The following is a 26,316-nucleotide window of genomic DNA, read 5'->3' as shown; positions in this document are numbered from 1 at the left end:
AAGAAGAGAAATTTAAGCTATAGCTTCTGGAGCTCTTCTGATAATCACCGGAGCTTTATTCTCTAAGATCGTGTCTTCTTGAATCCTTATAGCTTCTACTGTAGGATCAGAAGGGATCTCAAACATCAGATCTCGGAGTAAGTTTTCTAAAATCATACCTAAAGCTCTGGCTCCAGTTTTTGCCAGCTTTGCTTTTTTTGCTATAGCATATAGAGCTTCTTTTTCGAATATCAACTTTACATTTTCTTCTGAGAATAACTCGATATACTGCTTCACAATTGCATTTGTGGGCTCAGTAAGAATAGCAACGAGTTCATCCAAGGAAAGCTCTTCGCAGTTCACAATACAATTGAATCGACCAACAAATTCAGGAATCATACCAAAAGCGATAAGATCTTCTGTTTCTACTTTTGTGAGTAGGTGATCACGGTCCTTTTGAGAGAAATCCCCGAGGTCATCAGAGAAACCTATTGTCGTTTTTCCTAAGCGTTTGGCGATAATCTTATCTAAATTAACGAAAGCACCACCAACTATGAAAAGAATGTTCTCTGTATTTACACGGATGTACTCTTGATTAGGATGTTTACGTCCTCCTTTAGGGGGGACATTTGCGGTAGTACCTTCTATAATTTTTAATAGAGCCTGTTGTACACCTTCGCCGGAAACATCTCGGGTAATGGAAACATTCGCTGTAGTTCTACCGATTTTATCAATTTCGTCGATGTAAATGATTCCCCGTTCTGCTCTTGCAACGTCATAATCAGCAGCTTGTAATAGTCTTAGAACGATGTTTTCCACATCTTCACCGACATAGCCCGCTTCAGTAAGCGTGGTTGCATCAGCAATTGTGAAAGGCACATCTAAGATTTTTGCTAAAGTTTTAGCAATAAGGGTTTTTCCTGATCCTGTAGGGCCTAAAAGCAAAACATTGGACTTTCCATAGCTGACGTGTTTGTTGTTTAACAAAGCACGTATGCGTTTGTAGTGATTATATACAGCGACAGCAATGGTTTTCTTTGCTCTTTCTTGACCGACAACATACTTATCAATATGTTTTTTGATCTCTTTCGGAGTAAGCACTTGAAGATCTGGATGCTGAGGTGCTGTCTCTGTGGATGCTCCTGAGGATGATGTAGACGTTGGCTTTTTATCTAAAATCCCTGAGCACAACTTAATACAGTAATCACAAATATAGACAGAGGGACCTGCTATCAGTTTTTCTACATCTTTTTCAGAACGCCCACAAAAAGAGCAGATAGTGAGATTTTTTTTGTTCATAATGACTCTCTAGGAGATGGTGTCCTTATCTTTCGTGTCTTTTGCTGAAGAGACCACTTTATCAATTAAACCATAGGAGATTGCGTCTTCAGCTCCCATAAAGAAATCCCTTTCAGAATCTTCTATGATTTTTTCTACAGGTTGTCCGGTGCACTCGGAAAGAATGTTTGCAAGGTGTTTTTTTAATGTTAAGATTTCTGCAGCTTGTAACTGAATGTCAGCAGAAGTCCCGATAATTCCTCCTGAAGGCTGGTGGATCATCATCCGACTGTGAGGTAGAGCATAACGCTTACCTTTAGTCCCTGCAGAAAGTAGTAAAGCTCCCATAGAAGCCGCTTGACCTATGCAATAAGTATTTACATCACAACCTAAGAAACGAATAGTATCATAGATAGCCAATCCAGCTGTGATATACCCTCCTGGGGAGTTAATGAAAACTTTAATATCCTTTTTAGGATCTTCGGACATGAGGAAAAGTAGTTGTGCTATGACGGTATTCGCGAGGGGCTCTGTAATTTCTTGGCCAATCATTACAATGCGATCTTTTAAAAGACGCGAGTAAATATCCATGGCACGCTCGCCACGACCTGTATCCTCGACCACATAAGGCACCAATGTCATTTGCATTTCCTCTCAAAATAGTTTCTTTCCCGCATACATACTCAGACGCGGAAAAGCAATTCCAACAATACACATATTCATTTTTTTGTGCTGTTTTGCTTGAAAACAAGCCTACACATTAAAATGTTGAATTCTATGTTTAAGACTTTCTTGGGTCAAGTGTTTTCCTCTAGCTCGATTATGCAGAGGGCGCTGTCGCTGATTCCTTTGCTTTGGATAGAACTTTTTCCATAGCTTTATGGTAAGTTAAGCGATCACGAGCTGCCATCACTAATTCTTGTAAAGCTTCTTGAGAGATATCTCGAGGAGGCTGCATGCCATAGCGTTCTCTAGAACATACATCCATCATGTATTGAAGCTCTTCACGACTGATCACAAGCTTTTCATCATTGAAAATCTTATTGGCTAGGAAAAACAGTTTTAAAGTTTTTTTAGCTTCTAATTCAGCTTCTTTTAGTAAATCTGATTTTTTATTTTCCAGTTCTTCGTCAGAACAATATTGAATCAATCGAGCGTTGAGTAGTTTTTCTCTGGTTAGCATAGCTAAACGATCTTCTAACATAGATGTTGGAAGGTCGAAATCGATAATGCTTGCCAATGCATTTTCTGCCTCAGCAAAGCGCTGTTGGTGTTGTCTATCTTTTGCTTGATTTTCTAATTGAATGCGTAGCTTTTTCTTTAAATCTTCTAGGGATTCAGCTTGTAACTGACGAGCTTTGTCATCATCAAGCTCAGGAGCAACAACTTCAATAACTGCGTTAACAGTAAAGGTTAAAACATCTCCATTGAGGAACGATTGGATTTCTGGGGATGAGATAACTTCAGTTACACGGTGACCTGCAGAAATGCCTAGAAACTTAGTTTTGAAAGCATCGGTCATTTCTTCTTCACAAAGTTTGAAATATTTATTTTCAAAAATTGGTGTAGGGACGCCTTCTTCATTTTGTTTGGATACATGAAGAGACAATGAGATGAAGTCGCCTTCTTGAGAAGTGCGAGTTACAGGAGTTTTAGTTGCGAAGAAATAGGAAATATTAAGTAAGCCTTTTTCCATTTCTTCATCAGTAATATCTTTTACAGCTGGTTCTTCTGATAAGGATAGTTTATCCCAAGGAATATCAGAAATCGTTGGAAAGGCCTCGTAAGTAAAGTTTACTTGACCACCTTCATTTATATCAGCTTTTGTTACCGAAGTCGATTTGATAGCTTGTGGGGAAAGAGGTCTTCGGTCTCCCACAGAGCCTAAAGCCTGATAGGCCGATTGAATGAGTAGTTGATTTAATTCTCTAGTGACCTGGCTAGGGTAGCGAGAAACGATAATGCCGTCTGGAGCTTTACCTTTACGAAACCCTGGCAAAACGACATCTTTCTTTATCTTTTTTATAGCCTGTTTATGAAGCTTATCTAAGAGTTGAGGTGTGGTTTTTACTTCAGCAGAAACAACGCACCCAGGTTGTTCTTCTAAATTAACAGAAAATTGTTCGTTAGAAAAATTTCGCGACACAAGACTACCCTTTGAAGCTTTTCTGGAAGGAAAAGCGGGTGATGAGGCTTGAACTCACGACCTTCACGTTGGCAACGTGGCGCTCTACCACTGAGCTACACCCGCAAGAAAAGCAACATTCTAGATATTTGATGAGTTTTTATCAACGACTAGTCAATTATAAGAGTAATAGTTAGTGCAAAAAAGCAGGTGAAAATACAAGAGAAAAGGCCTGCTAAAATTTTTCATTGATTTAGCATGGGTAAACAGGTACAAGTAAGCTGATTCAATCAGAACTCTATAATTTAGAGGAGAAATGCTCAATTTTCGCAAATTACGAAGGGATTTTACAGCTAACATTTTGCAAGATGGCAAGGAACTTTTTGACCAAGGAGCTGTGATTAATGCGAAAATCCTGTCTATGAATGGAGAATCAGTCTGCATAGGAGCGCAGGTTCGAGGGCTATATGACAACGTATATGAATGTGAAATAGAAGTTGATCGATCGAAATCTGATACCATAGATTCTAACTGTGACTGTTCTTATAACTATGATTGTCAGCATATAGTAGCGCTGCTGTTTTATTTAGAAAGGTATTTCAATGAAATGGTAGTGGCTTATTCTCAAGAAGCTAACTTAGAGACGAATCAAGAGATAAACGAAGACGTTAAAAAAGAACTTCAGGAAACTTTTGTCGCTGCTGCAAATAGAGAAGAAGAAAGAAAAGACCGTGCTCATCAAAAAGAAATCTTAAGTGAGTACATTCATGCGGCTAATGTATTAAGCGCAAATCCATTTTTCCTTCCTCAGGAATATCTCGAGAAGAATTCTGCAGAGCTTGCTGTTTTATTTGTTGCTTCCAATGATGAAGTATTTCGTCCGAATCAGCATGTAGAATTTCAATTAGTGTTACGTCTTCCTGGGCGTTCTAAACCATTTTACATTTCAAATATTAAAACATTTCTGGAAGGAGTGTTGTATCAAGAACCTATTATCTTGAACGGACGGCACTTCTTTTTCACCATGCAATCGTTTAATGCTTCTGATCGTAAGCTTATAGATTTGCTGATTCGTTATGTTCGTTATGCTAACCAACCGCCTGAAGAGAAATTGTTAAAATCTGCGTACCTTACATTAACCTCTTTAGGTGTCATTTTAGCCAAGATGTATGAACACCAAATGGCGGATCGTGGAGGTTGTCAATCTGGAGAGAAAGAAAGTTTCTCGGGAATATTCTGTGGGAATCTTGAGGAGCCTTTATATTGGTCAGTGACTCCAGCTAAGATGAAGTTTGATTTAGACTTTTTCGATACTCCGTACAAAGCATTATTAATGACACCATTGATCCTTGTGGATGATGACACCCTTCAGCCGGAGCAAGCGATTCTTTTGGAATCGAATGTTCCTGGTATTATCCATAACAATGTATACCACCATTTTGCTCCTCAGATTCGGCGTGCGCACTTACGTTCTTTCTCGAAGTTGCGTGATGTTACTATACCAGAAGCTTTATTTGGTTCTTTCCGCGAAAATGCTCTTCCTGTGTTTAAGGAATATGCAGAGGTTTCTAATGTCGAAGTTCTGAATTCATTTGTCACTCTTCCTTATGTTGAGGATGTCCGAGGTGAATGCAACATCAGTTACTTGGATGGAGAGTTAGAGGCAAAGTTGTATTTCATTTATGATGATCTCAGGGTTCCTGCTGTTCCTTTCTCTTTGCAATTTGATGAGATCCGCGCGTTTATTCGTGAAGATGGGATTCTAGCAAGGAATCTTGTTGAAGAGCGCAAGATAATAGACGAGGTCTTTTCTGGTTTTATCTATGACGAGCGAGACGGGGCTTTTCATGTAAAAAGTGAAAAGAAAATTGTTGAGTTTATGACGGAAACTATTCCTAATAACCAACACAGGATCACATTTAATTGTCCTGAAACCCTTTCTGATCAGTTTATTTATGATGAAACTGTCTTTGATCTTGCTTTCAGAGAAGGTTCTGAAGTCAATACTTATGAAGCAGAACTGAAAGTAAACGGTTACTTGAAAGGAATCAGCCTAGACCTACTTTGGGATTGCATAAGCGCTAAAAAACGTTTCTTAGAGCTACCGAAGAAAGGGCGTCATGTTAAGACGCGCAGAGGTAGAGCTTCAGGTTCTACAAAACTTCCTTGTATTTTGGTTTTAGACCTAGAGAAGATATCTCCAGTTATTCAGATCTTTAATGAAATCGGTTTTAAAGTTCTGGATGATTTTGTAGAGAAGTGTCCTTTATGGAGTTTAACGGGGATTTCTCCGGAGCTTTTCAAAGGTCTTCCTGTTAACTTTAAAATGACGAAAAAGTTGGCAGAAATACAAAAACAAATTCGTGGAGAAGTTGATTTTAAATTCCAAGAGATTCCTCAGCAGATACAGGCAACATTGCGTAGTTATCAAACTGAAGGGATTCATTGGTTAGAACGTCTTAGAAAGATGCATCTCAATGGTATTCTTGCCGATGACATGGGGCTTGGAAAGACTTTACAAGCAATTATTGCGATTACGCAAAGTAAGTTAGAGAAGGGCAAGGGATGTTCGTTAATTGTCTGTCCAACATCTTTGGTATACAACTGGAAAGAAGAGTTCCGTAAATTTAATCCAGAATTTAAGACTGTGATTATTGATGGTGTCCCTTCATATAGACGTAGACAGTTGGCTAATTTGTCGGATTATGATGTGGCCATTACCTCGTATAACCTATTACAAAAGGATATCGATGTATATAAGGATTTTGTCTTTGATTATGTAGTTTTAGATGAAGCCCATCATATTAAGAACCGTACAACGCGTAATGCGAAATCTGTAAAAATGATTCGTTCGGGGCATAGATTAATTCTCACGGGTACTCCGATTGAAAATTCTTTGGAAGAGTTGTGGAGTTTATTCGATTTCTTGATGCCTGGCTTATTAAGCAGTTACGATCGCTTTGTTGGTAAATACATCCGTACGGGCAACTACATGGGGAATAAGACCGACAATATGGTGGCTTTGAAGAAGAAGGTAGCGCCATTTATTCTTCGTCGTATGAAAGAAGATGTATTGGAAGATTTGCCTCCTGTTTCGGAGATTTTGTATCACTGTCATCTTACAGATTCGCAGAAAGAACTCTATCATTCTTACGCAGCTTCAGCTAAGAAAGAGCTTTCTCGTTTGGTGAAACAAGAAGGTTTTGATCGTATTCATATTCACGTTCTTGCCACACTGACTCGTTTAAAACAGATCTGTTGTCACCCTGCGATTTTTGCAAAAGACGTTCCTGAGCCAGGAGATTCTGCAAAGTATGACTTACTGATGGATCTTCTTTCTTCTCTTGTGGAGACAGGACATAAAACGGTTCTCTTTAGTCAGTATACCAAGATGTTGAGTATCATCAAAAAGGACTTAGAGGCTCGTGGAGTTCGTTTTGTTTATTTGGATGGTTCCACCAAGAACAGATTGGAAATCGTGAACCAGTTTAACGAGGATCCTGGATTATTAGTCTTCTTGATTTCTTTAAAAGCAGGGGGAACAGGGTTGAACCTTGTTGGTGCAGATACAGTAATTCACTATGATATGTGGTGGAATCCTGCTGTAGAAAATCAAGCGACGGATCGTGTCCATCGTATAGGGCAGAATCGTTCGGTGTCTTCGTATAAGTTAGTTACGTTAAATACAATCGAAGAAAAAATTCTAACGCTGCAAAATAGGAAAAAGAGCCTTGTAAAGAAAGTGATCAACTCTGATGATGAAGTCGTTTCCAAGTTGACTTGGGAAGAAGTACTAGAATTGCTACAGATATGATGCTATGAGCCCACATCGAAGCTTATTTAAAATTAAAAATCTGTCTAATCGCTTGTACAACAAGACTCTAGGTCGTTTTGATAAAGTTTTTAACTTTTTTTCTGGTAATGTTGGCATCGATTTAGGAACAGCGAACACTTTAGTTTATGTTCGTGGCCGTGGTATTGTGCTCAGTGAGCCTTCTGTAGTTGCTGTAGATGCTCAAACTCACACGGTTCTTGCTGTTGGTCATAAAGCTAAGGCTATGTTGGGGAAGACCCCGCGTAAGATCATGGCTGTTCGTCCTATGAAAGACGGTGTGATTGCAGATTTTGAAATAGCGGAAGGAATGTTAAAAGCGTTAATTAAGCGTGTGACTCCTTCTCGCAGCATGTTTCGTCCAAGAATTTTAATCGCTGTGCCTTCTGGGATTACCGGAGTGGAAAAGCGAGCTGTTGAAGACTCAGCTTTACATGCTGGAGCTCAGGAAGTCATTTTGATAGAAGAGCCAATGGCAGCAGCTATTGGCGTAGATCTTCCTGTTCATGAGCCTGCCGCGAGTATGATTATTGATATTGGTGGAGGAACCACCGAGATCGCGATCATCTCTTTAGGGGGGATAGTAGAGTCGCGTTCTTTACGTATTGCTGGTGATGAGTTTGATGAGTGTATTATCAATTACATGCGTCGTACTTATAACCTTATGATTGGCCCGCGTACTGCTGAAGAAATTAAGATTACTATTGGTTCTGCGTATCCTTTAGGAGATCATGAACTTGAAATGGAAGTTCGTGGCCGTGATCAAGTTGCGGGGTTACCTATTACGAAAAGGATTAATTCTGTAGAAATTCGTGAATGTTTAGCAGAGCCTATCCAACAAATTATTGAATGCGTCCGTTTAACTTTAGAGAAATGTCCACCTGAGCTTTCTGCGGATTTAGTTGAACGTGGAATGGTATTAGCTGGTGGCGGGGCTTTAATCAAAGGTCTCGACAAGGCTTTGAGTAAAAACACGGGACTTTCTGTAATTACGGCACCTCATCCTTTACTTGCTGTGTGTTTAGGCACAGGTAAGGCTTTAGAACACTTAGATCAATTCAAGAAACGCAAAGGGAATATGGTATGACCAGTGTATGGAGTGAAGCAATTCAGCATAAAGGTTTAAAACAATGGATCCAAGAAGTTGCTGAATTAGTAACTCCTAAGGACATACGTATATGCAATGGCTCTGATTCTGAATATGCTGAAATCTATGGCATAATGCAAAAATCTGGAATCGCTGTTCCATTAAATCCTGATCTACATCCGAATTGTTTTCTCGTGCGCTCTTCTCCTGAAGACGTTGCTCGTGTTGAACAGTTTACTTTTATTTGTACGAAAGAACAGAAAGATGCTGGTCCGACGAATAACTGGCGTGATCCTGAAGAGATGCGTCAGGAGTTACATGGTCTATTCCGTGGCTGTATGCGCGGAAGAACACTATATGTAGTTCCTTTTTGCATGGGACCTTTAAATTCTCCATTTTCCCTTATTGGTGTTGAAATTACTGATTCTCCTTATGTTGTGTGTTCTATGAAGATCATGACCCGTATGGGAGAAGAAGTATTAAAGTCTCTAGGAACATCCGGGTCTTTTCATAAATGTTTGCATAGCGTGGGTGTTCCTTTGGCGCCCGGGGAAAAAGACTTAGCATGGCCTTGTAATCCTAAGCATATGCGTATCGTCCATTTCCAAGATGATAGTAGTGTGATGTCATTTGGTAGTGGTTATGGAGGCAATGCTTTACTTGGAAAGAAATGTGTTGCTTTGCGTTTAGCTTCATATATAGCTCGTTCGCAAGGTTGGCTTGCTGAGCATATGTTAATTATAGGCGTGACCAACCCTGAAGGTCAGAAGAAGTATTTTGCAGCGTCTTTCCCGAGTGCTTGTGGTAAGACTAATTTAGCAATGTTAAAGCCTAAGATATTAGGATGGAAAGTCGAGTGTGTTGGTGATGATATTGCTTGGATACGTCCTGGCCCAGACGGAAGGCTATATGCTGTAAATCCTGAATTTGGTTTTTTTGGTGTTGCTCCGGGAACATCAGCAACTACAAATCCTAATGCCTTAGCCACTTGCAAGTCGAATTCGATATTTACCAATGTTGCTTTGACTCCTAATGGAGATGTTTGGTGGGAAGGACTTACAAGTCAACCTCCTGAAGGCCTTGTAGATTGGCATGGGAAACCTTGGCAACCAGGAGGAGCTCCTGCTGCACATCCGAATTCTAGATTTACTACGCCAGTGCAACAGTGTCCTGTTTTAGACCCTCAATGGAATAATCCGGAAGGGGTGCCGATAGAGGCAATTATTTTTGGCGGTCGTCGTTCTGAAACTATACCTTTGGTTTATGAAGCTTTAAGTTGGCAACATGGGGTCACGATCGGTGCGAGTATGTCTTCTGCAACTACCGCAGCTATTGTTGGCGAGCAGGGTAAGTTACGTCATGATCCTTTTGCAATGTTGCCTTTCTGTGGTTACAACATGGCGCACTATTTTGATCATTGGTTATCTTTTGCTTCTAACCCAAGTTTAAAATTACCAAAGATTTATGGTGTGAACTGGTTCCGTAAGGATAAGAACGGTAATTTTATCTGGCCTGGATTTAGTGATAACCTTCGTGTGTTAGAGTGGATTTTCCGCAGAACAAATGGTGAGGAGTCGATCGCTAAGAAAACACCTATCGGGTATTTACCAGAAGAGTCTTCATTAAACTTAGAAGGGTTGAACTTATCTACGCAATCTCTACAGGATCTACTATCTGTGGATGTTCCTGGATGGCTCAAGGAGGTTGCCAATGTGCGTGAGTATTGTAAGATCTTTGGAGCTGACCTTCCTCAAACAATCACGGATGAATTATTCAGAATAGAAAACGAATTAAAATAATTAAATAATCAAAGTTATTTGTTATTTATGTTTTAGTTCAAGCGACAATTATTTTTATTTTTGAAATATTTTTTTTATTTTAAAATTAGAAAAATAATTGATCTATTCTGGATAAATAACAGTGACGATACAACCTTCTTATATCACGTTTAATCGCAATGTGACTGCGGCACTACTTGGTGATCAGGTAGATATGACGACGCCGTTTTCTAGTGCCGTCTTTCTTTTTCAAGAATTAGATCAAAAAGCTAGAGGATTAAAACACGCTCTTGGTTTGTTACAAGAGACAGAATCTCAATTCCCTGTTCCAGAAATGTCTTCGGGGTTTGTAGAGGATATTGCTTTTGATAATTTCTCTGATGGGAAAATTGCTCTTCCTAAAGTTGCTTCAGATTCCACTACAGTTGAAGGTATCCTTCAAAATCCAAATCTTGCTGCTGCAAAAGTTTATATAGAAGGGCTTGAAAAGAATTTTGAAGATTGGGTCAAACCTGTAGATGAAGGTGGACTCTTTGATTCTACAGAAGCTGAGAAAGCTATAGTTAGAGAATATCAAGTAAAGCTCAGTACTTTAAAACAGGCATTTACTACAGGAAACCCTACAGAAGAGCAGTATAATTCATTGTATGCTCTGTCTAAAGAGTTTGTGGCTGCAATAGAGAAATTAGAAGGGAAAGAAGCTCCGCCAAAAAGTAAAGTGATTCATTTTTGGCAGAACATGATGGTAATTTATAACGCCATGGTTTCTTTAGCCTATCCCGTATCTGAAGAACTAAACGTAAAGCTTGCTATATGTTCATTAAATATCGATGAAGCAAACCAAGTCATCGAGCTTATGCGCCAGTTTTCAAGTTCTCTCAAAGACTTACTCAACCCTGTTTGGGATGTCTCCTCAACTGCATCAGATTTAAGTGGTTCAGGTTATAACGCTATGCAAGGCGGTATGACACGTAGCTATATAATCCTTGGTGGGGTCTATCGTATGCTTATGGATAAGTATGCGGGTAGTGTTACAAATCCTATGCCTGAGGGTGTCAAAGATGGGTTGGCTACTTTTATAAAGTCGATGAAGAATCTGAAAATCAACGAACAAGTTCAATTAGTGAACTTCTTGAGTTTACAGTATTCTTATTTAGCTTGTGCGTCTCAGTATGGCATACAATCTACTTCTCAAGAACAAAATTATAAAGATGCGCTTACAAAGGAAAAAAATTATTGGCAAGAACGTAGTGTGCCTGATTTTGACGTAGGAGGATTGCCTATGTCTACCTTTGTTACTAATCTCCAGACAGATTATCAAGGGGTAAAATTATTTAATAATAGTACAACTAATCTTAATCCAGAGTTTTTCCTGAATAGTATTGAGTTGATGACTAAATCTACTACATCAGTAATGACGCGTTCGGATTATCAGCGTGTTGTCGATGCAATGAATGCTGGGATTAAACAAATTCAAGTGCAGATTAATCAATGGACTCAAGAATCCACCAAGCTGATGGCTCAGAAAGCTTCTATGGATCCTACGCAGTTGAATTACTTTAAAAGTATGTCTGAAGGTAAAGATATTTTCGTCAAGACTGCTCCGATACAAATGGTTTATTCTTCTTTACTTTTAGATAAGTATTTACCGAATCAGCAGCAAGTATTGGAGACTTTAGGGGTGCAGATGACATTCTCTAATAAAGCTGCTAAGTATATGAATCAAATAATTCATCATGTTACGAATTTCCAAACCGCGGATGTCTACTATTCTCTTGCGATATATTTACGTCAGATGAACCTTCAAGCGCTTACTGATGCCAAAGGTAAAGCAGAGAGTGTCTTGAGTAAGGAAAAAATTCGTTGTCAAAGTGATATTGCGCGTTGTCAGAGAGCAAAAGGTGAACTTACACAGATTTTAGAAAGTATCAATGGAGATAGAGAGTTAACAGCTTCTCAAGCACAAGAGCTGCGTCAGACTATTTCTGGATATCAATTTCAATTCGATGCCTTGATTCGAAATCTAGGAAATTTGTCTATTTTCCTAAATAATATGCAATTTCAACCTGTAGATAATCCTAACGATATAGATAAAGCTTTTAAGATCCTGGTAAATAGCAAGGAGTCTGAGGATTGGCCTCGTTTTCTGGCATCTTTTGAAAGTTTTGTTATTGAAGGTGGTGAAAATGGTGTTGTCCCCGGTGGAGAACAGCAGATTTTGCAGAGTTTAGAAGCTGCCCAGTTGAATTTTACAACTTTTAACCAAAACCAACAGTTAGCTCTGCAGTTAGAGTCTTCCGCAATTCAACAAGAGTGGACTATGGTTAGTGCTGCTCTAGCATTAATGAATCAGATATTTGCGAAGTTAACACGTAGATTGAAATAGGAGCAGTTATGAGAAACTCCCCGATACAAAGTTATCAACAGCCCCATCAGATTTTTGAAGGTCCAAAATTTGCAGAGCGTCGTGTATCACCTGCAGAAGTTGCTGCTGATTATACAAAAATGAATGAGGTAGCTTCGCATCTAAAAATCATGCAAGATTTACTCAAGGAAGCGAGTGAATTGGGATTGCGTAGGGAATTTGTCTCATCTTTAAATCGTGATTTTTTAGATACGGGCTTTGAGATTGCGGTGATGCAGACAGTATTGACAGAAAAAGAGAATAAGGAGCTACGCAAGCAAGCAAATAAGATTTTCCAAGAGCATTTAGAAAGGACATCGCCACAGGCTTTGACGACAGCTCCTGAGCTTGCTCCTGTCGAGGGTTCTATAGTCAATAAGATGCCTTTTCAATCGGCATTTGCTTATATTCTTTTAGATAAATATATTCCTGCTCAAGAGACAGCTTTATATGCTTTAGGAAGGGAGCTGAACCTTTCAGGATATGCTCAGAACCTGTTTAGTCCGCTTTTAGAAGTTATTAAGACTTTCAACTCTGCTCCTATTATTTATAATTTAGGATCGTACATCTCTCAGACATCAGGAACCGCAAATTTTAAATTTGGCTATCAGATGATAGTAGATCGCTATGAAGAGGAGCGTCTGCAGTTAAGAAATGATATTAAAAGCGCTGAGAACGCTCAGGCTCTACTGAAGCAAATTTCTAAAAACATTCAGGGGAATGACACGCTTGCTGATGATCAGAAAAAACAACTTCAGGATATCGTTAGCGGGTATGACAGTGAGTTAGTGATTATGTTAACACAGATGAAAAATCTGATGTTGAATCTGAACTCGCTTATTTTCATGCCTGGGAATAATGAGTATGAAGCTTCTTACAAGATTATGGGGTCGGATTTTTCTATAATTACATTGCAAGATTTAGAGCATAAGGTTGTTGATGGCGAGATAGATGTCGCTACAGGAACAGCCAAAGGAGGCTTACTTAATTTCTTTAATACTTGCCTTGCTGACGTACAAAATTATGGAGACCTTGCGCAAACACACCAACTCATGTTGGAACTTCAGATGCGAGCTATGCAGCAAGAGTGGAGTTTAGTTGCAGCATCATTGAAACTGATGCATAACGTGTATCGTACGTTAATTAGTTCTTATTAGAATTGGAGACCTGCGGTTATATTTATGGCGCGTTGGCAACCCCAACGACCTTCAACATTATAGAAAAAGTTGTCAGATGCGCAGCAGGTAGCCCCGCAGCAAAAGTTTACTCGGTGGAAGTTATTGATTTTGCGAACTTTAAATTTCAAGTTGGTGAATTGGCTTTCCAAACGTGTGAAACTATCCGCAGGGGCTTGCCTTGAAGCATTCCCTACAGAAGCGGAAATATAAGGAAGAATGTAATCGTTGACATAGGTGGTAATGCCGATGTTTGCCGACCATTCTTTGTAGCTTATTTTCCCTTTAGAGTCTTCGAAGTACACTTCAGGGTTTGCTTGACTATTCACAACAATGTAGTTGACTGGACAGGCTGCATGACGATAATCTGCACCAATCCCTATGAAAGAAATGCCATCTTTCCAAAGGATCTTTTTCAAACTTAGATCCCAAACGAAACCATAATTACTTTGAACTTCTACTAAGCCGTCGGTGACTTGTGATTCGGAGGCTAGAGGAGAAGAGGTATAGTCTCGGTAAGCGTTAAGGGGAAGACGGTAGTATTGTTTTAAGCCGCCGATTTTTACATCAAAACTAATATCTAAAAGTGGGATAGCTGCTGGGGAGGTGTCTTGGATAGCTACTGAAGCAAAGACACAGCTAGAGCTAACTTTAGAATCGTTTAAATCAAAATCGAAGTCTTTTGTTGTTGAGGTAACTGTAGGTGAGGGACCTGTATTCATTGTGCTTACTGAGGTCACTACGGGAACATTACTTATTCGTGCACTTTCTGAAAAAACATAATCACCAGAAAATCCTATTTTTAAGCTTCCGGTCAGTGCTGCAAAGAGGTTGTAGCTATTGCAGATTTCGAAAGCACACATTCCCTTTTGTTCAGGATTAATATTAGGAATTACAGGACTTGCAGGATTCCCCGATGGCATAGCATTAAGGGTAGAGGAGGAGAACATTCCTGATAAAGCTAGGAGAGAGAGTGATGCTAAACGTAGGTGCTTTTTCAGCTTGCTATTCATTTAGTAGATGACCTTATTTACTATGCGTTATAAATTCATCTTTAACAAATGGTAAAAAAATGTACAAATGAAAACTCAGTAGGATGAGGCTTCTATCTAAGGAGATGAGCTAATAGAGCGTATCTCCATGTTTAAAGATATTCTTCCTTAGTATTTCTTTGTAAGAGTGCAGCAATACCTTCTTTGATATCTAGATTCTCGTATAAAACGCGGTAGATTCCTGTAGTTATCGGCATATCGATTTTGTGATGTTTAGCAATTTGATATGCTGAAAGGGCTGTATACGCACCTTCCACAACCATGCCGATTTCTGCTTTTGCTTGTTCAAGGGTTAATCCCTGAGCTATTAGCTTCCCAAACCTGGTATTTCTACTTAGTGAAGAAAAACAGGTAGTACAAAGATCTCCAAGACCTGCTAAGCCATTGAGAGTATCGGGGCGGCAGTCCATGATCGTGGCAAATTTGCGTATTTCATGAAGACCACGAGTTACCAATCCTGACTTAGCATTATCTCCAAATTGGAACCCATCAGAAATTCCACAGGCAATCGCTATGATATTTTTCAGAGCACCACCGAGAGCTACGCCTTTAAGATCACTATTGGGATACACACGAAACTTCGGAGTGAGAAAAGCATTATGTATTTTTTTCAAGGTGTCAGGGTCATACGCACTGATCACAACTGAACAAGGACAGCCTTTAAGGACTTCTCGTGCTATAGAAGGCCCACTGAGATAACCGAGATATCGGGAAGCCTTACTACCGAAAATCTCGACAACGATTTCACTGAGGAGGAGTCCGGTATGCTGCTCAATACCTTTAGAGGTAATGACAAAAGGAACGTTGAGGTCGGTAATTGTTTTTAGCTGTTCAGATACCGGGCGTATTCCTGCTGAAGAGACTGCTTCCACAATCATAGAAGCGCCGTCTACCGCCTCTACCATATCTGTAGTGAATGACAAATTCGGATGGATAGGAATATCAGGAGCCTGAGGATGCCGATGCTCAGTTTGTAGTTGCGCAACTAATTCAGGATTACGCGCCCATCCTACTACACGATAACCCTTATTCGCTAATAAGGAAGCAAGGCAAAATCCCCAAATGCCCATACCTAAGTAGGCAATTTTCTCTTTCATGAGGCCTCAAAAAATGGTTCCTCGAAAAACGCTTTATTTTCCCAATGTAGGGAAGTAGAGGTCGAAGGATAATAGAAATCGGCTTCTAATTCAAATGTTGTGTTTGGAGAAAGTTTTTTCCCAGTAACTTTATGGAAGATTTGACGTTCTCTAGCGGAAAGAGCTTCTCGGACGGTAGCAGGACTATGGTTGCCTTCAAGATTTTTTAGTGGTGCGAAACATTCTTGACGTGGGTATACAAGAGTTTGGCAACGTTCGCTATAGCAAAAGAGGTCGAAGATAAATTCTTCGAATTTCCAAGAGTTTTTCTCTGAGGAATATAGCCCTAACTGTTTTGCATGTTTATGAGCTTTATATAGGGGGAGTTCACGCAAGGCCGCATGGGCAATGAAATCCATAGATAAGCAATAGAGACCGATATTGGCTAAGCAATACTTGAGCGTGCCATCCGCGTTTGTGGCAAATCTTTCATTTTGGGGTATTTCAGAATATTCAATGACTGAAGTTTTCCCAGAATCATTAGATTGTACTAAGATTCCCACATCTTCAATAGCAGTTTGTCGTAAAGCAGCTTTAATGGTGACCTCGTTATTTTCCATACCATGGAATCCACAAAGTTCTACATCAAAAGGTAGGGCTAGAGGATTATCGATAGGGATAACGCTAACCATTTCAATTCCTGCTTTCTTCCATTTTTCCCATAACCCTGAGGTATAGAGAAGAGTTGCTAGGCAACCATTTCCGTTAGGCCCTAAGGATAGAGTGTCAGTATCCTCAAGGAACAAATCTCCCGATAAGGATAATAAAGGCCAAAGGGGTTGGCAGAAAAAGTCTACTTGGTTGGGATCAAGATGGAAATAATCATTAGATTCGAAATAGGAACGCGTCTGACGATTATTTAGAGGTGATGTCATAAAAGCTAAAGGCAAAGGTTGATTTGCCAATTTACTTGCTGCACAGACTTTTTCAGCAACAAGCTGGAATAAGGGCTTCTTTTTGATAGGAGATACAGGGAACAAGCCTTTAGGCCCGTCACATTTCAATCGAGATCCTTGGCCTCCAGCGAGAACAACACAAGCGACTTTCTTTTCCTTTAGAAGCCTTGTCCCTACTTGAGTTCTTTCAGGATCTTCTCCTGAAGAAGCGAAAGATGTTAAGGGATGAAAATTTTTTAGGATAGGTCTTGGAGAAGTGATAAGTTGTTGTTGTTTACGGAAAAGGTCTATGTCTATAGATGAAATTTGGTGATAGAGACGCTGTTGTTGTTTTTGAGAAAGGGACGACCACGAATCTAATAAATGCTCCTGATTAATAGACTTGAGTTTTTCTGTTAGTGAAGACATTTCCACGACAGACGGGAAGGTTACAGAGTCGGTCATTACAGTTAGCCTTGCGTTCCTATCTCTTGATATTTAGAATACTTATTATTCTTGATCTTTTCGATGATTTTTCTACGGTTAATTAATTCTAGTAATTTACTTTGATGCTCTTGTAGGCGATTACAGGAGATATCGTGTTGTTTATAAATAGAGACTTGTAATGTTTGCAAGTGTTCTAAAAGTGAATTGTAATGTTCGATGTTATTTCGGTATAAAAACCGCTCTTTCCTGGTTTTAGAAACTAGCGTCATGCGTTCTTTTATATTAACAAGCTCTTGAGATAGATAATGCTTTTCACTTTTAAAGTGTCGTACTTTTAATGAAGAATGATACATTTCTATTTTGGCTAGGGTAGATAAAGCTACTAATTTCTTATTCAAGATTTACCAAAGCCTCCAACTCTTTCAAGGTATTTTCCAACTGACAGTAACTGGACAACGGTTGGGAAAGGAAGTTTTTTATGCTAGGAAGGATTTTTACAGCATCATCGAGATCTTTATCGTGTCCGGGACTGTAGGCTCCTAAATGGATAATATCTAAAGCTTCCTGATATGTCTTTAGTAAGCTACGGAGCTTTTCCGCAGCTGCATAGTGGTGAGGAAGGGCAAGTTTTTTCGCTGATCTTGATAGGCTAAGAAGAATATCAATAGGGGGAGACGCTAGGGCTTTCCCCTGATGAGTAAGGAAGAAATGCCCATCTAAAAGAGATTTAAGATAATCAGTAAAAATATCGGGGTGGTTGGGATAGTATAAAATAGCATAAAGAGCTGTTATAGAACCACGTTCGTTATTCCCAGCACGTTCTGTAAATTCGGAAACATGATGGAAAACAGAAGCAGCATAATGGTGTGCTGCTAGCGTTTCTCCTGTTGCCAACGCAACTTCTTGAAGTGCGGCTATCCATCGTGATAGAGAGTCCATAATAAATAGCACATCATGTCCTTGATCTCGAAAATATTCCGCTATAGTCATGGCAGCACGTCCTGAAATTACTTTAGTCGGTGCTGTTTCATGTGCGGGAGAAGCAACAATGATTGTTCGATGATGTTTTAATCCTGAAGCATGCTGTTCTATATACTCACGGACTTCGCGTCCTCTTTCGCCAATAAGGGCAATAACATTAATAGTAGATTTTGATCCTGATGCTATGGCAGATAATAGTGAAGATTTTCCACTTCCGGGTTCTGAAAATACTCCGATGCGCTGTCCTTTCCCCAAGGTTAAAAATGCGTCGATTGCCTTAATTCCTGTAGGGAAAATTTCTTGAATAGGTTGTCGTGACATGGGAGACGGAGGCGGGGAAATCAACGGTTTTATCTGTGTTTTTGGGAGACTTTCTTTGTTATCCAAAGGATTCCCAAATCCATCAATCACGCGGCCAAGAAGATGATCTGAGAGGTGTAGTGATGGTGGGCGACGTAAGGGAAGTACTTCCGAACCTAAAGCAACATGGTACATAGGAGATAGGGACATGAGCAATGTTGTTTGGTTATGGAAACCGATAACTTCAGCAAGGATGTCGGGATGTTTTGGCGTGCAGATGCGGCAGAGTTCTCCGAGACACGCAGAAAGTCCCTGAACTTCTAAGAGATTTCCAGAAACTCTAGAAAGAAGTCCACACGTACGGTAAGGCTGCCAATAGTGAAGTTGGGATTTTTCGTAGTTTAAATGTGTCATACTGTTAAAACAGAAAGTAAATGATCTAGTTCTTCTCCTATTTCTTGTCTTAGGATTCCTGAGGGAATCTCCATTTTATAGCTGGATTTTTTGCAAGAGATGTCAGGGAGAAACTCCGCATGTTTAATCATGGGGATTTCATGCGTTGCTATCCAATCATTTAGTTTCTTATGGTCTTCAGGATGAAGGAAAATCTTTACGGGTGATAAAGATCTCAAGGAGGTATGTTGTTGTAGAGCCGAAGAAATCAACAGGGCAAGTTCTTCAACATTATCTAATTTTTTATAGAGGAATTTTTCGCAGGTAAGGATAGCGAGTTCTAAAAGGTCAGGTTTCAGTTGTTGAGGGATTTTCTCTATTTCCGAGAGCATACGGATCGATAGTTTTCGGAATATCTGAATTAGAGATAAGAGTTCTTGAAATGCCTTATCATATCCCGAGGCTTCTCCTTCTGAAAAACCTTGGGAGAATCCTGCGTCCCAGTCTGTAGTTTTTTCTGGGGAATCTTCAGTATCTGAAAGCGAACCAGGGGATTGAGACATCGTCACAAGATATACCTAATTCTTAATGTTTATAATTTCAGTACTTGGTGTTTTACATCTTCAGGCAAATGTTTGAAGATCTCGTCGGCTTTTTTGGGATCCAAATACGAGAGAATTAACCTGATTTTTTCAGGAGACTCTTTTTTTAGTATCTCTACCAGCTTTGTAATATTTATGCCTTGTTTTATTTTTTTCGATTCTGAGGGAATACGTTCGTAAGCATAGAAAGCAAGATAGAAGCTTGCCAAAGCAATGATCCCTAAACTAGAAAGTAAAATTGTTCCTCCAACGAGGAGCTTATAGGAAAGGCGATCTTTCTTTATGGTTTGTGAGAAAGGGAATTTCTCAATGACAATAGGTTGGGTAGGCCCACAGATTTTCTTGAGATGTTCTTCTGCATGAAGCAAAAATGTTTCTCTTTTTTCTTTTGGGAACTTTGCTAGGTATTTCTCATTAATTGTTAGCTGGATTCCTGGAGTATCGTTTGCTAGGCACGCTAGAGCAAAGTGTTCTTTAGGAAAAATTTTCCCTAAGTATTGCTCGCATGCAGATAGTAACAGAGAATTTGTAGAGAACTCCCCTGGAGAATACGTATTTCCTAGATTATCTGATAAGGTAATGTGCTCTTTGGTTAATCCAGGCAGGCTACTGGATAAGTAGTCAGTAATGGACTGTAATAGAGATAATGAAAATAGTTCATTTTTATGGGAGGAGAGAATCACCGATACTTGAGGAACAATATGTGGATCGTCTTCCGTAGGAAGAGATAAAGCTACAGTAGCATGAGCTACTGGTTGAAACATAGTGAGGTCTTTTTCTAGCTGTTCTTTTTTTGCTAAGGATTCTAATAATTTAGGATTTGCTACTTGGCTAAGCTTAAACCACCCCGAGGTTTTTTTTTCAGGTGGTGGGGGAAAATCAGGAGATTTAGAAGAGTTGTTCCCAAAAAAGATCGCACACCCTAAAGCTGAAAAAACAAGTAAAAAGCCTAAGGGAGAGATGCCTAATGAAGCAACTTTCTTTTTCAGGAATTGGAAAAACACAACAATCCTCAGGAAAAAAATAATGAAATCATTATAGTGTTATTAACATTTCATTATTCTTTATCAAAAGATACGAATTATTGACAATTCACGAACTTTAAAAGTTAATTAGTTTCGTCGGAGTATTGAGACATAGAAAAGTCTAAAGAGGCCTCATTTACTTTAATTTGCAATTCAGAATAAACGTAGGCTCGTAAAAGTTGGCCTATAGAATTCAATGTAGATCCTATAGCAGAAAAACATCCAGAACAATTTCCTGCATAGGCAATTGTTACGACATTTTCTTCAAGTTTTTCAATGAGTACACTACCACCATCAAGAGCTACGTAGGGAGAAATTTTATCTTCAGTGATTGTACGTAGAGCGTGTAGTCGTGATTCTATGGACAGAGCTTCCCATGCTTCTTTAGTATAAGGATTAGCATCTTCGATCTCTGAAGGTAAGAACGATTCTTTGAGAGGAAGAGAACCATCCTCAAGAGGAATTTCCATGCATTGTTCTGCAGCGATATCTAAAGCATCGATGATACAGTGGTACAGAGAAGAGCTGTTTTCTGGGAGAGCAGGTTTGTCAGGATGAGAGCGCAGTTCAATGTCGATAGAGTTGACAGTAAGATTATAGGCTTGCGCGTAGGTTTTGCCAGTAACTAAATTACAAGTAGTTTCGGCAAGGACAAGTAAAAAGGGATGGCCAAAATATTGAAATTTAGCATCAATAATTTTCCCATTTACCTTATCTATTAGCCAATAGAATATTACGTAATTCCCCATGAGACGATGCCCTTGACTGCCGATAATCAGATGGGCTCCTTTACTTTCCGCATCTTCAGCTGAAAATGTTCCCTCACAGTAAAACTTATGGAACTTCTTCATAACTTTTGGAGATACGTTTGCCCAAGAGGCGACAGGTTGAAATGGAATTGTCATATAGAGCTCGCAATTGCTGATTTTAGGTGGGCAATACCCTCGTGGATAACGTGCCCTAAGGTAGTAAACTGCTCATCTTTCGTTCTCTCTGTAAAAGAAAAATGTAGGGTACTATGACAGAGGAAAGGCGATACACCACAATTTTGTAAGATTTGAGATATAGGTTGGAAGCGTTCGTAACCCAGCCCTGGATAGATGCCTTGTTGGTGCAGGAAGAACGCTAAACTCTCCGCAGGGATATCTCCTATAGCGGCAAGCATGACATTGGGAAGTTTATTTTCTAATTCTGGGAAAAGAAATTGTACGTCAGGACAAGCTGCTTGAAGTTCTTTTGTCAGTTTGCTTCTGAGAGTTATCGATCGTAAGATGAGTGAGGACAAAGAAGATGCGCGTTCTTGACAAGCAGTTTTCATAGCTGCTACAGAACCTAAACACAAAGTTCCTGGAGAGTTAGAAGGTAACCATAAATCAAAAAACTTACTCAGGGATTTTTTAATAAACATGCCTCCGATGTTTCCAATGCCTCCTAAAGCTAGAGAAGAAAATGTTAGAATATCGGAATTCAGCATTTCTGGAGTTATGGTTGCACGCCCTAAAATATCAGAGAGATCTAAATGCAAGACAACGCCCCGATCCTGACATAAGGGTTGTAATGTTTCTATAGGTTCGATCAGCCCTGTGATGCCGTTAGCTGCAGATAATGAAAATAATAATGTACGCGGTGTTAATGCCTCTGTAAGTTGTTCTGGAGAGAGTCTTCCCGAAGAGTTGATCGTTACCCAATCATAAGTAGTTCCCAAACCCTGGCGGCGGCAAATCGCGTCGACATGATATTGCTGTTCATGAGAAGAGATGAGAAGATGATTCCTCCCCTGGAAAAAAGTCAGATTTTCTAATAATGCCGCTACAATAATCATAACAGCATGGGGGAAATGTGGGAGGAAATGAAACGTATGAGTTTCTTTAGAACAACCGACAAGCTTGCGGGCAGCCTCTTCAGTTTCATTCAGGAGCTTTATTGCTGAAGAAGGTATCAAAGAAAAGGGATCAGCATAGGTTTCAAAGCTTTCCCTTACTGAAGTAGAAGGAGGAATCGCTTGTTGGTTGTTTAACCAAATGGTTCTGGGTGTCGTTCGAATGTGTGACCGGTCCATAAATACACTATGGGTTTTCCTGTGGGTAACTCCAAAGAGATTACCTCTTCTTCACTTAATTTTTCTATATCCATGATGAGTGAACGTAATGAATTTCCATGTGCAGACACAAACACATTTTTTGAATTTTGTAACAAAGGGAAAATAGTTTCATGAAAATAGGGGATAGTGCGTTGCCCAGTATCGTAAAGACTTTCGCCTTTAGGAGGGGCAGTCTTATAACTACGTCTCCACAATTTTACCTGCTCCTCTCCAAATTGCTCAGCGGTTTCTTTTTTATTTTTTCCTTGGAGCTCTCCGTACATTCTTTCATTTAGTGCACTGGAACGGTAAAGCGGGATCATGTGGTTTGCTTCATCACTATAGATCTTGCTCATGTGCTTGTGTTGAGGATCATCATGAACAATGTAAGGGATTTTTTTAGAATTGTGATGTGTCATAGCAAGCAATGCCGTCATTAAACTCCTCACAAGAGAGGAGGTAAAGATACAATCTATGGGGAGGTCTTTGATTGCCTCGCCTGCAAGCATTGCTTCGTCAATACCTTTTTGACTCAGGGGGATATCCACCCATCCTGTAAAAAGGTTTTTTTCATTCCAGACGGATTTTCCGTGTCGTAATAAGATAAGAAAGGCCATGGCTTCCTGAGTAATGAGATTAAGAAAACTAGCATAGGAACAAAAAAACTTTTGTCTAGAAGAAAGATTTTTTCCAGACAATATTTTTTTATAATAAAGAATGGTAGACCTCTATTGCTATTCTTCGGCACAATATATGTCTCGAATGGAGAATATTATGGGAAAAGTTCGTCTTAATAAGTTTTTAGCTTCTTCAGGTGTTGCATCGCGGAGAAAGTGCGATGAGATCATTTTTTCAGGACATGTAACTGTAAATGGTCGGGTAGCGCCAGGCCCTTTCGTATTAGTGGATGAAGAGACGGATACAGTGAAGGTCGATGGTCGTCGAGTAGGCATGACCAAGAAGGTCTATTTTATGGTACATAAGCCCTTGGGATATTTGTGTTCTTCAGAGAGAAAGTTTCCAGGTGATAAGTTAGTTATCGATTTATTTTCCCACCTTCCTTATCGAGTATTTACTGTTGGTAGGTTAGACAAGGAGACCTCGGGGTTGATTTTAGTCACGAATGATGGGGAATTTTCTAATAAGATCATTCACCCTTCTTTTGGCATTACAAAAGAGTATTTGCTTAAAGTCAGTCGTGATGTTACTGCAAAAAATCTTGAGGATCTTATGGAAGGTACGGTCATAGATGGCAAGAGAGTCAGACCTGTTTCTGTAGAGAAAATCCGTCGAGGAACTCTTAAGATTATTGTAAATGAAGGGAAAAAACACGAAATCCGTTTATTTGCTGAGGCTGCAGGGTTGTCGATTTTAGAGCTTTCTCGTATTCGTATCGGGAGTTTTGTTCTCGGTGGTCTGCGTTACGGGGAATATCGCGAGCTTACTGATGCTGAGATTCTTACCTACATGTAGAGCTCAGTTGCTTTTTTATCATGTGTCAGCGATATATAACCTATGATAGGATTCGTCTTTGTAGTGATTTTTAGCGTGCTCTTGGGTGCTTTTCTTGGAGCCTATTGTCAGTTATACTATCTTGTGAAGAATATTATGATTTCTTGGGAGTGTTTGCTTTCTCACGCCATTGCCAAGCGTCAAGCTCTCCTCTCACTAGCTTCTTTAGGTAATATCAAAATATCGCGGTTATCTCAGGAAACAGAGTTTTTATTGAGTCATCACCGGGTTCCCTGGAGAGATTTTTTAAAATACGGCTACGATATTCTTTTTGCTTTTCAAGAGATGGAAGAAACCTTACCTCAGATTGTTCATGAGATTTTAGAAACTCTAGGTGAGCATCACCAACAAGAAACAGCAGTCCAATTTATAGAAGATTTCTGGGCTAGAGATAATTTATTTGCTTTTGAGACAGCTGCTTATGAACAAGCTGTGGAGAAATATTTGAAACAAAGATCGCGACCTTCATTATGGGTAGCTTCGAGAGTATTTCGTTTTTTAGATTTACCCGTGATTCATTTCTCTCGCTAGGATCTTTGGGAATCTTTGCATGATACGCTTCTGAACACGTTCGACAAGCATATTTCGGATCTCTTCAAGGTCTATAGTATGCTTTAGAAGTAGAGAGAGAGAGGTGGCCGGTTGCTCTATAGAGGCGAGGTCTTCCTTGGAACTATTACCATTGATCCCTATCCCTAAAATAATGCCTAAGTAACCTTGGGATGGTAGAGTTTCACTAAGAACACCACAGAGCTTTTCACCATTTACCAAAACATCATTAGGCCATTTTATGGTTCCGTTTGTGATGCCTAAATCCTGAATGACTTCGAGTACTGCTTCTGTCCCTAAACGAAATAATAAGCTCGCATCAATATCAAGTTCAGTAATGAAAAAGCACAGTGATAGGGCGAGGTCTTTATCTGAAGATACCCAAGACCTATTAAATTTCCCCTTTCCATCGGTTTGTTTTTTGGTGGAAACAACAGTAAGAGCAAAAGGATTCCACACATGCATGAATTGTTTTGCTGTTACATTTGTAGATGGAGTTTCTGCAATTTCATAATAAATAACTTTCATTGGAAGTATCCCACTCTTAAGCTATAAAGAGCATTATGAGAAACACTAGATATTTCAGCTATGTCAATTCTTGGGTGTTTGTGGTCATCATTGTATTAATGATGATCAGTGTGGTAGTGATTTCCTCTATGGATCCATCTACGATACTTGTAACCTCGTCAAAAGGATTGCTAACAAATAAAAGTATCATGCAGATACGCCATTTTGCTTTAGGATGGGTAGCCTTTTTCTTATGCATGTACCTGGATTACCATAAACTAAGAAATTGGGCATGGTGTCTCTATATTCTCATGCTTTTGAGCCTGATAGGTTTATTTTTTGTTCCTGCGGTACAAAATGTCCACAGATGGTACAAAATCCCTGTGATTGGTTTAAGTGTTCAACCTTCTGAATATGCTAAGCTGATTGTTGTCATCATGCTTAGCTACACATTAGATATACGTAAATCTGTCATTTCTTCGAAGACCACAGCTTTACTGGCTTGTATCATTGTGGGAATCCCTTTTGTACTGATTCTGAAGGAACCAGATCTAGGAACAGCTTTAGTTTTATGCCCCGTTGCTTTGGCTATTTTTTATCTAGGAAATATCCACCCCTTATTTGTAAAAATTAGCACTATCATTGCTGGCGCGGGTATGCTTTGTTCCTTGTTGATTTTCTCAGGGATAATTTCTCATGAAAAGGTAAAACCTTATGCACTCAAGGTTATCAAGGAATACCAATATGAAAGATTAAGCCCTTCAAATCACCATCAACGTGCATCTTTAATTTCTATTGGATTAGGAGGTGTTAAGGGACGCGGATGGAAATCTGGAGAATTTGCCGGGAGGGGATGGTTGCCTTATGGATATACAGATTCCGTGTTTTCTGCTTTAGGAGAAGAGTTCGGGTTGATCGGCCTTTTCTTTGCCTTATGGATGTTTTATTGTTTGATTTGTTTCGGTTGCCGAACAGTTGCTGTGGCTGTCGATAGTTTTGGTAGATTATTAGCAGCAGGGATCACTGTACATATTTCTATGCACGTTTTAATTAATATTAGCATGATGTGCGGGTTAATGCCCATTACTGGAGTTCCTCTCGTGTTAGTTTCCTACGGAGGATCTTCAGTAATTTCGACTATGGCTTCACTGGGTATTCTACAGAGTATCTATAGCCGTAGATTCTCAAAATACTAAGAA

General features: G+C 39.5%; 22 protein-coding genes and 1 tRNA gene. 8 read left to right on the top strand and 15 right to left on the bottom strand.

Features of this window, described 5'->3' with window-relative positions:
* Positions 1-12: 12 nt before the first annotated feature.
* The 4 genes from clpX to FI836_RS02200 all read right to left on the bottom strand — a co-directional run bounded on the left by clpX (position 13) and on the right by FI836_RS02200 (position 3,508).
* Positions 13-1,278 carry an ATP-dependent Clp protease ATP-binding subunit ClpX gene (gene clpX, locus FI836_RS02215; protein ID WP_006343579.1) on the bottom strand — a complete coding sequence of 422 codons (1,266 nt, stop codon included), beginning with the start codon at positions 1,276-1,278 and terminating at the stop codon, positions 13-15.
* Between the two features lie 9 nt (positions 1,279-1,287).
* The gene (locus FI836_RS02210) at positions 1,288-1,899 is read right to left on the bottom strand and encodes an ATP-dependent Clp protease proteolytic subunit (protein WP_006343578.1); all 612 of its coding nucleotides are present in this window, start codon (positions 1,897-1,899) and stop codon (positions 1,288-1,290) included.
* A 178-nt stretch (positions 1,900-2,077) separates the two neighbouring features.
* Positions 2,078-3,403 carry a trigger factor gene (gene tig, locus FI836_RS02205; RefSeq protein ID WP_006343577.1) on the bottom strand — a complete coding sequence of 442 codons (1,326 nt, stop codon included), beginning with the start codon at positions 3,401-3,403 and terminating at the stop codon, positions 2,078-2,080.
* A 33-nt stretch (positions 3,404-3,436) separates the two neighbouring features.
* Positions 3,437-3,508, bottom strand: a tRNA-Gly gene (locus FI836_RS02200).
* A 190-nt stretch (positions 3,509-3,698) separates the two neighbouring features.
* Here FI836_RS02200 and FI836_RS02195 point away from each other — a divergent pair.
* The 5 genes from FI836_RS02195 (at position 3,699) to FI836_RS02175 (ending at position 13,640) form a co-directional block, all read left to right on the top strand.
* Entirely contained in the window at positions 3,699-7,196 is a 3,498-nt protein-coding gene (locus FI836_RS02195; protein ID WP_006343576.1) for a DEAD/DEAH box helicase, read from the top strand.
* 4 nt (positions 7,197-7,200) lie between these two features.
* Positions 7,201-8,301 (top strand): rod shape-determining protein, encoded by a 1,101-nt coding sequence (locus tag FI836_RS02190; protein WP_006343575.1) that lies wholly within the window; start codon positions 7,201-7,203, stop codon positions 8,299-8,301.
* Positions 8,298-10,100, top strand: a complete 1,803-nt coding sequence (locus FI836_RS02185; protein WP_006343574.1) for a phosphoenolpyruvate carboxykinase (GTP) — start codon at positions 8,298-8,300, stop codon at positions 10,098-10,100. The genes FI836_RS02190 and FI836_RS02185 overlap by 4 nt, the downstream gene beginning before the upstream one ends.
* A gap of 121 nt (positions 10,101-10,221) precedes the next feature.
* Entirely contained in the window at positions 10,222-12,465 is a 2,244-nt protein-coding gene (locus FI836_RS02180; RefSeq protein ID WP_014944038.1) for a CT620/CT621 family type III secretion system effector, read from the top strand.
* An 8-nt stretch (positions 12,466-12,473) separates the two neighbouring features.
* Positions 12,474-13,640 carry a CT620/CT621 family type III secretion system effector gene (locus FI836_RS02175; protein ID WP_014944037.1) on the top strand — a complete coding sequence of 389 codons (1,167 nt, stop codon included), beginning with the start codon at positions 12,474-12,476 and terminating at the stop codon, positions 13,638-13,640.
* Here the strand turns inward: FI836_RS02175 and FI836_RS02170 are convergent.
* From FI836_RS02170 to FI836_RS02125, 10 genes are all read right to left on the bottom strand, one after another.
* Positions 13,637-14,671: a membrane protein gene (locus FI836_RS02170; RefSeq protein WP_006343571.1), complete on the bottom strand. Its 1,035-nt coding sequence runs from the start codon at positions 14,669-14,671 to the stop codon at positions 13,637-13,639. The two genes, FI836_RS02175 and FI836_RS02170, sit on opposite strands and share 4 nt — an antisense overlap.
* A 131-nt stretch (positions 14,672-14,802) precedes the next feature.
* Entirely contained in the window at positions 14,803-15,807 is a 1,005-nt protein-coding gene (locus FI836_RS02165; protein WP_006343570.1) for an NAD(P)H-dependent glycerol-3-phosphate dehydrogenase, read from the bottom strand.
* Complete coding sequence (locus FI836_RS02160; RefSeq protein WP_014944036.1) at positions 15,804-17,186, bottom strand: UTP--glucose-1-phosphate uridylyltransferase; 1,383 nt, start codon at positions 17,184-17,186, stop codon at positions 15,804-15,806. The genes FI836_RS02165 and FI836_RS02160 overlap by 4 nt, the downstream gene beginning before the upstream one ends.
* A 5-nt stretch (positions 17,187-17,191) precedes the next feature.
* On the bottom strand, positions 17,192-17,566 hold the full coding sequence (locus tag FI836_RS02155; protein WP_006343568.1) for a hypothetical protein: 375 nt from the start codon (positions 17,564-17,566) through the stop codon (positions 17,192-17,194).
* Entirely contained in the window at positions 17,559-18,863 is a 1,305-nt protein-coding gene (locus FI836_RS02150; RefSeq protein ID WP_006343567.1) for a FliI/YscN family ATPase, read from the bottom strand. Before FI836_RS02150 ends, FI836_RS02155 begins: the two co-directional genes overlap by 8 nt.
* A complete protein-coding gene (locus tag FI836_RS02145) occupies positions 18,860-19,405 on the bottom strand; it encodes a FliH/SctL family protein (RefSeq protein ID WP_006343566.1) in 546 nt (181 codons plus the stop codon). The genes FI836_RS02150 and FI836_RS02145 overlap by 4 nt, the downstream gene beginning before the upstream one ends.
* Positions 19,406-19,434: 29 nt before the next feature.
* On the bottom strand, positions 19,435-20,448 hold the full coding sequence (locus FI836_RS02140) for a type III secretion system protein (protein ID WP_006343565.1): 1,014 nt from the start codon (positions 20,446-20,448) through the stop codon (positions 19,435-19,437).
* A gap of 104 nt (positions 20,449-20,552) precedes the next feature.
* A complete protein-coding gene (locus FI836_RS02135; protein ID WP_014944034.1) occupies positions 20,553-21,374 on the bottom strand; it encodes a NifU family protein in 822 nt (273 codons plus the stop codon).
* Positions 21,371-22,528 (bottom strand): aminotransferase class V-fold PLP-dependent enzyme, encoded by a 1,158-nt coding sequence (locus FI836_RS02130; RefSeq protein WP_006343563.1) that lies wholly within the window; start codon positions 22,526-22,528, stop codon positions 21,371-21,373. Before FI836_RS02130 ends, FI836_RS02135 begins: the two co-directional genes overlap by 4 nt.
* Positions 22,483-23,166 (bottom strand): 2,3-bisphosphoglycerate-dependent phosphoglycerate mutase, encoded by a 684-nt coding sequence (locus tag FI836_RS02125; RefSeq protein WP_006343562.1) that lies wholly within the window; start codon positions 23,164-23,166, stop codon positions 22,483-22,485. Before FI836_RS02125 ends, FI836_RS02130 begins: the two co-directional genes overlap by 46 nt.
* Positions 23,167-23,323: 157 nt before the next feature.
* On the opposite strand from FI836_RS02125, the gene FI836_RS02120 reads away from it, so the two are divergent.
* A complete protein-coding gene (locus tag FI836_RS02120) occupies positions 23,324-24,022 on the top strand; it encodes a pseudouridine synthase (RefSeq protein WP_006343561.1) in 699 nt (232 codons plus the stop codon).
* Between the two features lie 42 nt (positions 24,023-24,064).
* On the top strand, positions 24,065-24,592 hold the full coding sequence (locus FI836_RS02115) for a hypothetical protein (RefSeq protein ID WP_006343560.1): 528 nt from the start codon (positions 24,065-24,067) through the stop codon (positions 24,590-24,592).
* Here FI836_RS02115 and FI836_RS02110 read toward each other — a convergent pair.
* Entirely contained in the window at positions 24,566-25,138 is a 573-nt protein-coding gene (locus FI836_RS02110) for a biotin--[acetyl-CoA-carboxylase] ligase (RefSeq protein ID WP_006343559.1), read from the bottom strand. The two genes, FI836_RS02115 and FI836_RS02110, sit on opposite strands and share 27 nt — an antisense overlap.
* A gap of 35 nt (positions 25,139-25,173) precedes the next feature.
* Between FI836_RS02110 and FI836_RS02105 the strand changes: the two genes are divergently transcribed.
* Complete coding sequence (locus FI836_RS02105) at positions 25,174-26,313, top strand: FtsW/RodA/SpoVE family cell cycle protein (RefSeq protein ID WP_006343558.1); 1,140 nt, start codon at positions 25,174-25,176, stop codon at positions 26,311-26,313.
* Positions 26,314-26,316 lie beyond the last annotated feature (3 nt).

The sequence above is a fragment of the Chlamydophila parapsittaci genome (assembly GCF_006385615.1).
In the GTDB taxonomy this organism is placed as follows: domain Bacteria; phylum Chlamydiota; class Chlamydiia; order Chlamydiales; family Chlamydiaceae; genus Chlamydia; species Chlamydia psittaci.
The sequence above is the reverse complement of the archived record's forward strand: the minus strand, read 5'-3'. Positions and strand labels throughout refer to the sequence as shown.